Origin of the sequence: Thermosipho sp. (in: thermotogales) (genome assembly GCF_020054775.1) — a bacterium.
Taxonomy (GTDB): Bacteria; Thermotogota; Thermotogae; order Thermotogales; family Fervidobacteriaceae; genus Thermosipho; species Thermosipho africanus.
The window spans coordinates 1-12,057 of the sequence record NZ_JAIHAP010000020.1 but is presented as its reverse complement, the minus strand read 5'-3'; the positions used below and the strand labels follow the sequence as shown (position 1 = coordinate 12,057).

10 protein-coding genes and 1 tRNA gene are annotated in these 12,057 nt (G+C 29.7%); 7 read left to right on the top strand and 4 right to left on the bottom strand.

Annotated features, from left to right (window positions below; genetic code table 11):
* The first annotated feature begins 60 nt into the window (after positions 1–60).
* Positions 61–149 (top strand) — tRNA-Leu (locus JG780_RS05060).
* A 356-nt stretch (positions 150–505) separates the two neighbouring features.
* Here the strand turns inward: JG780_RS05060 and JG780_RS05055 are convergent.
* The 4 genes from JG780_RS05055 to JG780_RS05040 form a co-directional block, all read right to left on the bottom strand.
* Complete coding sequence (locus JG780_RS05055) at positions 506–1,330, bottom strand: ABC transporter permease (RefSeq protein WP_004104495.1); 825 nt, start codon at positions 1,328–1,330, stop codon at positions 506–508.
* Between the two features lie 3 nt (positions 1,331–1,333).
* A complete protein-coding gene (locus JG780_RS05050; RefSeq protein WP_004104507.1) occupies positions 1,334–2,140 on the bottom strand; it encodes an ABC transporter permease in 807 nt (268 codons plus the stop codon).
* A complete protein-coding gene (locus JG780_RS05045; RefSeq protein ID WP_463274142.1) occupies positions 2,115–3,119 on the bottom strand; it encodes an ATP-binding cassette domain-containing protein in 1,005 nt (334 codons plus the stop codon). Before JG780_RS05045 ends, JG780_RS05050 begins: the two co-directional genes overlap by 26 nt.
* Positions 3,120–3,717: 598 nt before the next feature.
* Positions 3,718–4,323: a hypothetical protein gene (locus tag JG780_RS05040; protein ID WP_287569409.1), complete on the bottom strand. Its 606-nt coding sequence runs from the start codon at positions 4,321–4,323 to the stop codon at positions 3,718–3,720.
* Between the two features lie 990 nt (positions 4,324–5,313).
* On the opposite strand from JG780_RS05040, the gene JG780_RS05035 reads away from it, so the two are divergent.
* From JG780_RS05035 to JG780_RS05010, 6 genes are all read left to right on the top strand, one after another.
* Positions 5,314–6,801, top strand: coding sequence for a sensor domain-containing diguanylate cyclase (locus JG780_RS05035; RefSeq protein ID WP_287569407.1), 1,488 nt, complete (start codon positions 5,314–5,316; stop codon positions 6,799–6,801).
* Positions 6,802–6,930: 129 nt separating this feature from the next.
* Positions 6,931–8,367, top strand: a complete 1,437-nt coding sequence (locus tag JG780_RS05030; protein ID WP_287569406.1) for an NAD(P)/FAD-dependent oxidoreductase — start codon at positions 6,931–6,933, stop codon at positions 8,365–8,367.
* Positions 8,364–9,590: an NAD(P)/FAD-dependent oxidoreductase gene (locus tag JG780_RS05025; protein WP_012579708.1), complete on the top strand. Its 1,227-nt coding sequence runs from the start codon at positions 8,364–8,366 to the stop codon at positions 9,588–9,590. Before JG780_RS05030 ends, JG780_RS05025 begins: the two co-directional genes overlap by 4 nt.
* Positions 9,583–9,942: a DUF1667 domain-containing protein gene (locus JG780_RS05020; protein ID WP_287569405.1), complete on the top strand. Its 360-nt coding sequence runs from the start codon at positions 9,583–9,585 to the stop codon at positions 9,940–9,942. The genes JG780_RS05025 and JG780_RS05020 overlap by 8 nt, the downstream gene beginning before the upstream one ends.
* Before the next feature lie 22 nt (positions 9,943–9,964).
* Positions 9,965–11,437, top strand: coding sequence for a glycerol kinase GlpK (glpK, locus tag JG780_RS05015; RefSeq protein WP_287569404.1), 1,473 nt, complete (start codon positions 9,965–9,967; stop codon positions 11,435–11,437).
* Positions 11,437–11,988, top strand: a complete 552-nt coding sequence (locus JG780_RS05010) for a glycerol-3-phosphate responsive antiterminator (protein ID WP_004104523.1) — start codon at positions 11,437–11,439, stop codon at positions 11,986–11,988. Before glpK ends, JG780_RS05010 begins: the two co-directional genes overlap by 1 nt.
* Positions 11,989–12,057 lie beyond the last annotated feature (69 nt).

Sequence of the window (12,057 nt, the reverse complement as noted above, 5' to 3'; positions counted from 1 at the left end):
CTTCTGGTTATTGACATACTAGATTTATATGTTAAAATATTTATCGTGATATTAGTCTATGCCGAGGTGGCGGAATTGGGAGACGCGGTTGACTCAAAATCAACTGGGGTTGACGCCCCATGCGGGTTCGAGTCCCGCCCTCGGCACCAAAAAATGGGGGCCAATGTTGGCTCCCGTTTTTTTATATAATTAGATTAAATAAAATTTTCTTTTTTAAGATTATATACATTATGGGACAGAATTCGTTTCCGTGGAGCGTACAATAAAAGATATAAGAGGGAAAATATTTAAAAATAATAAAACCCCCGTCCTTTTTTATTTCAAAGGGGGTTATAAATAATAATTTTGGAAAAGGATATTTAAAATAAATTTCATAATTATAAGCGTTTATCATTAGAACGATTTGCTCTATTTTTTAGTTATTTTGAAATAATGGAGATGTTTGTATTTTTATCTGACCAAAACAAAAATGATTTTACACCTAATTTTTAGAAATAACAATCATTTAAATTCCATAAGCAGAAAATTTTTTCAAACCTTCCTTCCATATTATTGCTGCTAAAATAAGGACAAATGCTAACCACAGTATTTGAAGAGAAAAATTGATAAAAAAATCAGAAAAGCTTGTGTTGTTGAAAAGAGTGTCTACAGGGGTATATAACATTAACCTGAATGGAAGAATGTTAAGAATTTTTTGAAAAGTTTCGGGAAAAACTTTCAGTGGCAATAAAGAACCTGAAAATAAGTTTTCTATTGTTAAATAGAAGGTTATAATTCCTATGTTCTCATGTGTATAGAAAGAAACTAAACCAATAACATACCATATGGAATATCTAAGAATACTTCCTAAAAATCCAAGAATTAAAAACATTATCAATGTGGGTGCATTTGGGAGTACATTGGCAAAAATTCCTAAGAGGACATATGCTATTGGTGTTACGAAAAGTAGATATATTGATATTGTTGCTACATACTCCATTAGATTAACAATTCCGAATGGAAGATTCCTTGCTAAATAATTTGCTATTTCACCAGAAAAAATATTTTGCCGTATTTCACGCGATTTTCGAATGAAAGGAAATATTTGAGATAAAAAGAGAGATATAGTGTAATATCCAATAATGTAAGATTTTTCCAAATTAGGGAAAGCTCTATTTTCTAGGACTGATAGCCAGAGAAAGTAAAACATGAATAATCTAGCCGGGTATCCAAAAAGTTTTGTGAACAATTCAATTCTATTAGAAAAAGCTTTTTTCAAATTTAGTATATAGGATTCCTTCATTATGTTTGTGATTCTAAATGTTTCTTTTATAATGTTCTGCAAATTCATTTTTCATCCTCCATAACTATTATATTTTTTTATACCGAATTTCCAAAGAATTTTAAAGATAGTTACCCATAGAATAATTGTAAAAGCAGCTCCAATTGCAAGTGCTGAAAAAGTTCCAATATACTTCAATTTTAAAGTAACAAAAGCAGGAACAGTTGAGGCATATCCAAAAGGTAAAAGGGTAATCATAAAAATACGAATAAAGAATGGGAATATTGTATGAGGGTAATTTACTAGCATAGCTAGTGAATCAGAAAGTTCGTCAATAGCAGATATTTTTCCAAACCAGAAGGAAGCAGTACTTGTAGACATTTGAATCAATGAATAAACGAAAACAGCTACAAAATTGAAAAGTAAAGCTATAATAAATGATAAAACGTCAAGTTTAATTTTGTAATAATTTATTAGGACTAATATCCATAAAACAGAAGGAATTAAGTTAAAAATATTTTCTAATCTTAAATTAAGTGTATTTAGTAGCATAAAAGGTTCTACAGGTTTAATTAGATAGCTATCAAGTTTTCCAGTATATATTAATTTCCATAATTTACCAGAAACCGGAAAGAAAATTTTGGTGAAAACATGAAAAAATTCTGTAAAAGCGGTAAAGAGATACATTTGTTCAATAGTCCATCCATTAAAGAACTGTATATTTGTATAAATAATTTTCCAAAATACTATGTTTATTATGAGAAAAAGAGTATTACCAAGAATATCAAAAAAAGTTGAGACTCTAAAATATAAAAGCCTTCTTGAACTTAAAAAAACGCCAATTTTTATAATTTCAAGATATTTTCTGAACGTCCGCATAGAATTCCCCCATAAGCCAATTTATAGTTTCTTCATAATCCATATTTTCTACCTTAAATGATATTATGCTTTCATCTGTTACAATTTTCTTTTTTATAGTTTCAATTTTTTCTTTTTCATTTACAGGAACTTTGATTATAAGTTTATTTTTATTTTTTTCTATAGGGCAGCCAAAGGTTTTAATATTTTCCATAATACTTTTTGTAGGTTCTCTCTTAAAATCTATAACTAATTTTTTAAATCCAAATTTATCTTTTAAATATTTGGTTTTGATATCTAATACTAATTTTCCATTATTAAGGAGTAAAATTCTGGTAGCGAATTCTTTTATCACAGAAATGTCATGTGTGGTTATAAGTACTGTTTTTTCAGAACCAAATGGATAGTTTAATAGAAAATCTTTAAATGCATTTTTAGCTTGTACGTCTAAACCTATAGTAGGTTCATCAAAAAAGAAAAGTAATGGATCATGAATTGTGGCCATTAGTATTTCAGCTTTCATTCTTTCTCCAAGGGATAGAGTTCGTACTATTCTATGAAGTAATTTTTCCACTCCAAAATGTTTATCGAAGATTTTAAGTCGATAATCTATATCTTTTTGTTTCAGTTCATAAACTGCTTTATATAATTTTAAACAATCATACACGCTAAGCTCAGGAATAAGAAGTGTTTTTTGCCCAAATAAAACTCCTATATTTTTTACGTATTTTTTTCTTTCATTAAAAGGGTCATAATCTAAACATTTGCATGAGCCAGATGATGGTGATATTATTCCAGTTAAAATCTTGAAAAGTGTGGATTTTCCACTACCATTGAGTCCTAAGACTGCAACTTTTTCACCTTTAGAAATGGTAAAGGAAACATTGTTTAAAGCTGTAATGGTTTTGTATCTGGAATTAAATAGTCTTACGAAAAAATTGCCTTTGTTATTTGGAATTTTATAATTTCTAGTTAATTTTTCAACTTTTATCAATAACACCCCTCCTCCCTTTTATTGTGTTTATTGTAGCGTGTAACAAAATTTTTAGTTGCAATAATATGAAAGATAGCAAAAATTAGAATTTTTAATTTTTAACCTTTGCGGGTGAAAATTTTAATTGAAATATATTCATTATCTTTGTTAAAAGACAAAGTGTAATTAAGACATAAAAAATGGTATTATTATAAAATTATTTAATCATAAAAATTCTAAAATAAATTATATCAAAAACAAAATTATTATATCAATATTTATACAAATTGTTTAAAAATAATTTTGGTTTATTATTTTAAAATTAATTTTAAGATAATTAGGTTGATTATAACATAGATGTTTATAATTCCAATTATAATATTAGATTTTTTAAATTTAAAATTTAAAAATTTTAACTGTATATGCCAAAATTTCAAGTTGATATTTTCCTGGTTTAGTTAATTGTAATCGAATTATATTTTACAATATATTGTATAAAGAATTCAGATTACGGACATGTTAAAACAAAAAATCTTTTCAAAAAGCATGTTTTTTATTAACTACTAATTATATGAAATTATTGTAAAATAATTGGTGTATAATAATTCTATGTTTCATTGTTAATTTATATGCCAGTAGTAGAATTATCATTGTAATGTCTATGAATCATTTTAATAGTATATATAGAAATTTTAGAAATTTCAGAGTAAAATTTTTCTAGTTTATTAATGTATTGAGCTTTGATAATGTTCCAGCTTTCATCTGATTCTTTAATATTTTTTTCTAGTTTTTTTAAAAAATTGAAATTTTCATTTGCTAATTTTTGTTGATATGATTGTAGAGTTTTATCTAATTTTTCAACAACTTCTTTTTTGATTTTTTTTAAACGTTTTAATAATAATAGTATATCGGCTAATTTACTTAAAAGACCAGACATATTCAAAATTATTCTTTCATTTTGTACATGTTTCATTATGAATTGGCAAATACGCTCTACCTTTTTATCGATAAAGTAATATTCGTAAGGTAAAAAGTGAGAAAAATTTGGTTTTGCTAAGTTATCATTAATTAATGTTTCTTCAAAACTAGTTCCTGGTAGAGCTTGAAGTTGCCAAAACCATATGGAAGGTGTTCCGATCCCTATGTCTTTAAGAAAAGCGGCACTTTTGAACAATTCTTCAATTGATATGAAAGGATTAAACAGAATAAATCCAATATCATATCTGAACATATTTATATCTCTTAATAAATGTATAGCTTTTTTTAATTGTAATACACATAGTTGCTATAGTTGTTAAATTTGTTATTTTTTTAACTTACGAATATTTAATTAACAATAAATAAAAAATTCAAATAAAAACAAAATTAAAATATTAATAAAATTAAATTTAATATTGAGTAAAATTTGTTTGATATTCAAATTATATATTCCAGAAATGATTATATCAAAACTCAATTTACTTTGTCAATAGCTATCTAAACTATTTATTATTTAAAAGCTTTTTGAATTCTGAAATATATTATTAATTGGTATTATTCATATGTTTTTAATTAAATAATTATAACTTTTAATATCATTGTTTATTGACAATATTGAATTTAAGATTAAAATAAAATTATATTAGGTAACAAATAAATAATGTAAAGTAAATATGGTAATTAAATCTGACTTGAGTGCTAAAGATTATAGAAAAATAAAAAAAGATTCATTTTTTCAGGTTTGGGAATAGTTTATCTGAATTTATATAATTTCTTTCTTTTATTTTTTAATTCTTTATTTGAATTTGAAAGAAAATTAGTTATAAATTTAGGTGTCGAGTAATTTAGTAAAGGTCCTATTTTGAGTTATTGTGAAAATAAAAGTACGGGATATGGTAATTGTATACATCGTAGATATAATAAAATTCAGCAAAATTGCATTGTATTAAAAAGTGGAATATTAAAAATTTGTCTATATAAGATAGAAGTTTTTAAGAGATTTAACTGTTTTTATATGAGAAAATAGAGGTTGTGTTATGTATTGATATATGAGCTAAGGAAAATAGAATCATTTTAGTAATTAAGTATTCAATTGTGAAAATGTTAAAATATTTATGATAAAATTATGAATAATGATCTAGTAGTTGTGAAAACATACCGAAAGTTATGTATTCTTAGGTTGCAGTGGTTTGCTTGAACATTTTGTTAATCTTCAATATCAACAATTTATTGGGGCGGAAATATGAAAAAAATTGTTAAAAACCTTATTATTGCACTTTTTACGTTTGTAGTGTTAGGTATATTGATTAATGGCAATTTTGTAAAAGATAAATATGTTTTAAATAACTGGAATCAAAAGGTTCCAGATCAAATTTTGCTTGATGAGCCTAGTACGTGTGTTTATGTTACCGAGTTTAATGATACTAGTTTTGATACTCTTGTTATTCCAAAGATTATTGGTAATTTGTTTAAAGTTTACCTTAATGGAGAAGAAATATATTCTTATGGAACAAAGACTGGTAATATTTGGAGTTATACATATGTAGTTCCATTAAAAAATTTAAGCTCAAATAAAAATATATTAAAAATTGAAATTTTTGGTTTATATGATGCAGGACTGCCAAGATTTCCCTTTTTGACAGATAGAATAAGTGCTTTAATATATCAAAACTTTCAAAATTTTCTAAGACATGATTTTTACATAATTTCAATCGGAATTTCTTTTGTTGCAGGGATAATATCTTTCTTTTTGGGTTATTTGTTAAAAGCAAAGCAGATAAGTCAATCTTACGATCTATTTGGCTTATTTTTAATTTTAACAGCTATAGCGTTATTTGATTATCAAGTTAGAACTTTTCATTTTAACGAAATTACCTTTTTGATTTTTAAAAAGGTATTTTTAATTTCCACGTATTTTTCTTCTCTATTTTATATAGCGGCTCTTGAAAAATATAAATTAAAATGGTTTAGAACAAAATGGCTTATCTGGTATGTGGTTTTTGCTTCCCTCCTTCCAGTTTTTTCATTTGATTTTAATAATTATGCTAAGTTTTCGACAGTTTCAAATATGTTAATGCTTATTGTTTTGCTTTTTGTAATATACGATGTTTTATATTTAAAAATGAGCAAGCTTTACTTTTCAACTTTTTTCATAGTATTTTCTTATATTCATATTATCCTTTACTTTTTGTATGTAAGATCATATCATTTTCAAGGGTTTTTAACAGGTTATGGAACAGCTTTCTTGTCAATTTCAGTTATTTTAATGCTTACAGATGAGTTTGAAAAAATGGTTGCAGAAACAAACGAACTTCCCAATTCAAGATATATTGATCCATTAACAAAAGCTTGTAACAGAAACATCTTAGAAAAATTAGATAATTCAAATGTTGAAGGTTTTTTTGTTCTTATAGATCTTGATAATTTTAAAGAATTGAATGATAGATTTGGCCATGAAAAAGGTGATGAAATTCTTAAAAATTTTTCTAACTTAATTATAGAAAATATTAGAAAAGAGGATCTATTTATAAGGCTTGGTGGAGATGAGTTTGCTTTAATTGTTAATTTAGATGATCCTGAAAGTTTTGTTGAAAGACTTAGAAAGCTTTCAATAAAGGTTATTAATCTTGATTTTTCATATGGCATAGTCAAATTTAGCAAATTTTCAGAATCTTATAGATTGGCAGATAAATTACTCTATGATATGAAATCAAGAAACAAAAATAAGTAATTTAAAAATTTTTTCATGTTTGTGATATAATACTTTGTGAAAGTAAATAAAGTGCAGGCTTAAGAGATAATGGAGAAGCCATATGCCAGAAAGACCTGGCATATGGCTTTTTTGTTTGGAGGTGTGGATATGAAAGTTTTTGTTATTGGTGCGGGGATTTCAGGTAGTCTTATAGCCAGAGAGCTTTCAAAATATGATTGTGAGGTTCATATTTTGGAAAAAGCTCCAGACATTGGTTGGGGTGTGACAAAAGCAAATTCTGCGATTGTTCATGGTGGGTATGATGATCCTCCTCAAAGCGTTAGGTCAAAATTTGCTGCAAAAGGAAACCGTCTTTACGATGAACTTTCAAAAGAACTTGACTTTGATTTTGAAAGAGTTGGTTCTCTTGTAGTTGCATTTAAAGAAGAAGATATAAATTATTTAAAAGAGTTGAAAGAGCGTGGCAAAAAAAATGGAGTTGATGATCTAGAAATACTTGAAAAAAGTGAATTAAAAAAGATTGAGCCGAATATAAGCGATGAAGCAATTGCAGCACTTTATTGTAAAAGTGCAGGAATAACTGAACCTTGGGAAGTTGCAATAGCTGCAATTGAAAATGCGGTTGAAAACGGTGCAATTTTGCACCTTGAAGAAGAGGTTTTAGATATTCAAACAAGTAATCAAAAGGTGTCTAAAGTTATAACCAACAAAGGGGAATATGAAGCAGATGTTGTTATTAACGCCGCTGGACTTTTTGCAGATGAAATAGCTAAGATGGCTGGTGTTGGTGATTTTGAAATTTTCCCCCGAAAAGGTGAATATATATTACTCGATAAAAAATTAAAAGGGCTTGTGAATACAGTTGTATTTCCTACACCAACAAAAAAGTCAAAAGGAATATTAGTTGTTCCAACAGTAGATGGTGGAATTCTGTTAGGGCCAAATGCGAAAGACCTTCCAAAGAGTTTGAAGTACGATCTTGGTACGACACCTGAAGGTTTGCAAGAAGTATATGAAAAATCAAAAAGACTTATTCCAAAAGTGGATCTTTCATATACGGTAAAAACATTTGCTGGCCTTAGACCAGAAACCAAAGAAAAAGATTTTATCATTTCTGCTACAAAAATTTGGGGATTTGTTAATGTTGCTGGGATAAGATCACCAGGTCTTACAGCAGCACCTTCTTTTGCAAAGTATGTAGTAGAAGATATTTTGCAGGACCAGCTAAAAATTAATCTTTCAAAAAAGAAAGATTTTAATCCATATAGAAAGAAAATTACCAATATAAGAAATGTAAGTTTAAAAGAGTGGGAAGAACTTGTGAAGAAGGATCCAAAATATGGAAGAACAGTTTGCTTCTGTAATAACGTTTCAGAAGCTGAAATTGTTGAAGCTATAAGAAGGGGAGCTAGAACACTTGATGGAGTAAAATTTAGAACAAGAGCATCTTTTGGAAGGTGCCAAGGAGGTTTTTGTAGTTTGAAGATTGTAGAGATAATTTCTAGGGAGCTAAATATACCAATGGAAGAAGTTAAGCTTAATTCAAAAAATTCTTGGATCATGGATGGCAAGGTGAGAGCATGAGAAGGGAAAAAGTAGATGTTTTGATAGTAGGTGGAGGTGCAGCAGGACTTGCTGCAGCAATTTCTGCAACTGAAAGTGGCGCAAAGACAGTTTTGCTAGAAAGGGATAGAAGTACTGGAGGCGTTTTAAACCAATGTATTCACAATGGGTTTGGGCTTCATGTATTTAAAGAGGAACTTACTGGACCTGAGTTTATGGAAAGACTCTGGGAAGAATTAAAAGAGGATGTAATAAGGCCTAATTTTACAGTTTTGGAGATTAAACCTGATACAAGAGAAGTAATTACCCTTTCAGAAGATGGGATAATTGTATTTGAACCAAAAGCTCTTGTTATGAGTACAGGAGCAAGAGAGAGGCCTTTGAATTCTCTTAGAATACCAGGTTCCAGAGTTGCTGGTATTTATACAGCAGGAGTTGCACAAAAGATGGTAAATATATACAACAGGCTTCCGGGTAAAAAAGTCTTAATAGTTGGTTCTGGAGACATTGGCCTTATTATGGCAAGAAGGTTAAAGATAGAGGGGATGGATGTTGTAGGTGTTGTAGAAATAATGCCTGAGCCAGGTGGCCTTATTAGAAACGTTGTTCAATGTCTTGAAGACTTTAATATACCGTTGTGGCTAAGCCATACAGTAATTGAAATCCATGGAAAAGAAAGGCTTTCTGAGGTTGTTATTGCAAAAGTAGATGAAAACAAAAAACCAATTGCTGGGACTGAAAAGGTTATTAAAGTTGATACACTAGTAACATCTGTTGGTCTTATTCCACAAAACGAGTTAATTGAAAACTTTGTTGAAATGGATCCAATAAATAGAGGACCAGTTGTAGATGATTATATGAGAACAAGTGTTGAATGGATTTTTGCAGCAGGTAATAACGTTGCAATACATGATTTGGTTGATTTTGTATACGACGAAGGAAAGATTGCTGGAATGTATGCAGCAAGATATGCTTTAGGTGAGAAGCTGCCGGAAGTAAAATACGAGTTTGTAAGAGGTAAAAATGTTGGAGTAATGCTTCCTCAAAGGTTTACTGGAACACAACCATTTAAAATATATATAAGGCCCACAAAAAGTTTGGTAAAATCTGCTTTAAAATTTTCAGATAAAACAATTAGAAAATTCAATTGGAGGATTAGACCAAGTGAGATGATAGACTTGGTTGTAAAAGATTTTGAGGGCTTTGATAGTAAAATCACCGTGGAGGTGAGCAGTCTTGATTAAAAAACTAACGTGTATATCATGTCCTATTGGTTGTGAGCTTACTGTTTATGTGGAAGGCGATGATATAAAGGTGGAAGGAAATAGATGCCCTAGAGGATTTGAATATGCAAAAAATGAGGTAATAAATCCTCAAAGGATGCTTACAATAAGTGTGAAGGTAGAAAATGGTGTTATGGATCTTGTTTCTGCAAGGACCGATAGACCTATTCCTAAGAAAATATTAGAAGAGGCTATTTCATATATAAAAGGCTTAAAAGTTCAAGCACCGATTAAAAGAGGTGATATAATAGTAAAGGATCTTTTAAATACAGGTGCAAACCTTATTGCTACAAGAACTGTTCTTAAAAAATAATTAGAATAACTCAAGGGGGGATATGGTGTATATACTGGCACTTGATCAAGGTACAACAAGTTCACGCGCTATCCTTTTCAATGAAAAGGGCGAATACGTATATGGTTTAAATAAAGAGTACAAACAAATTTATCCAAGGCCTGGATGGGTGGAGCATGATCCATACGATATATTAAATTCACAAATTGAAGTAGCAAAAAAGGTAGTAGAAACAGTTGGAGCAGAAAATATAGCTGCGATAGGAATTACCAACCAGCGTGAAACAACAATACTTTGGGATAAAAATACGGGGAAACCTGTGTATAACGCTATAGTTTGGCAGTGTAGGAGAACTGCTTCAATTTGTGACGATTTAAAGGAAAAAGGCTATGAAAAGCTTATAAAGGAAAAAACTGGACTTGTGGTTGACGCGTATTTTTCGGGGACAAAGATAAAGTGGATTTTGGATAATGTTGAAGGAGTAAGGGAAAAGGCTGAGCGTGGAGATATATTATTTGGAACAGTTGATAGCTGGCTTATTTGGAATCTTACCGGTGGAAAGGTACATGTGATTGATTATTCAAATGCTTCTCGTACAATGTTATTTAATTTAAAAACATTGGACTGGGATGATGAAATTTTAGAGATCCTTAATATCCCAAGAACAATTTTACCTAAACCAATGCCATCAAGTTATGTGTATGGATATACAGAAATTTTTGGAGGCAAAATTCCAATTGCAGGAGATGCAGGAGATCAGCAGGCTTCACTTTTTGGCCAAACATGTTTTGAAAAAGGTATGGTGAAAAACACATATGGAACAGGCTGTTTTATACTTATGAACACAGGAGATACTCCTTATTATTCAAATTCGGGGCTTTTAACAACCATTGCTTGGGGTGTTGATGATAAAGTAGAATACGCACTTGAAGGTAGTATATTTGTTGCAGGTGCAGCAGTGCAATGGCTTAGAGATAATTTAAAATTGATTGATAACGCTTCAGAAACAGAAGATTTAGCAAAATCCGTTCCTGATTCTGGAGATTTGTATTTTGTTCCTGCAATGGTTGGACTTGGTGCTCCATATTGGGATATGTATGCAAGAGGTCTTTTGATAGGTATAACGCGTGGTACAACAAAGGCACATATTGTTAGAGCTGTTCTTGAATCGATTGCCTATCAAACAAGAGATGTTTTAGAAGTAATGTCAAAAGAGGCAAGAATTAATATGGGAACATTAAGAGTAGATGGTGGAGCATCAAATAATAACTTTTTGATGCAATTTCAAGCTGATATATTAGGTGTTCCTGTAGAAAGACCTGAAGTTACAGAAACTACCGCTTTGGGTGCGGCATATCTTGCAGGTCTTGCAGTTGGTTTGTGGAAGAGTAAGGAAGAAATTGCATGGAATTTAAATAAACGTTTTGAACCTCAACTTTCAAAGGACGAACGCGAAAGGTTGTATTCAAGATGGAAAGAAGCTGTAAAGAGATCCATGAGATGGAGTGAAGAATAATGCACCCGTTTATTTATCCTATTGTGCCTGCAATACGTAATTTAAAGATGGTTGAAAAGATAATCAGTACGCAGGTAAGTTCTGTGTTTTTGCTTGAAGGAGATATATTTGAAATTAAAAGGGCGTGCAAGAAATTAAAAGAGCACGGAAAGTTTGTATTTGTTCATGTAGATCTTGTTGAAGGTATAGGAAAAGATAAAGCAAGTGTTAAGTTAGTTAAAGAATTTGTAGGTGCAGATGGGATAATAACTACACGTTCAAATTTGATTGATTTTGCAAGAAAGTTGGATTTAATGGCTATCCAAAGAATTTTTTTAATAGATTCTAAAGCATTTCAAACTGGTATAGAACAGGTGAAAAAACACAAAGCTAACTTTGTGGAGGTTTTACCTGGTTTAATACCAGAACTTGTAAGAAAGATTAAAGAGGAAATTGTTCAGCCAATAATATCAGGTGGACTTGTTACTACAAAAGAACAGGCAAAATTATTATTAGAAAATGGCGCAATTGGAGTTTCGACAAGCTATGAAAAACTTTGGGATGAGTTTTAAAAAAACTTAAATAAACTTAAAGATTACTTAAATAAATGCTGGTATACTAATTATATGGAGGTTAATAAC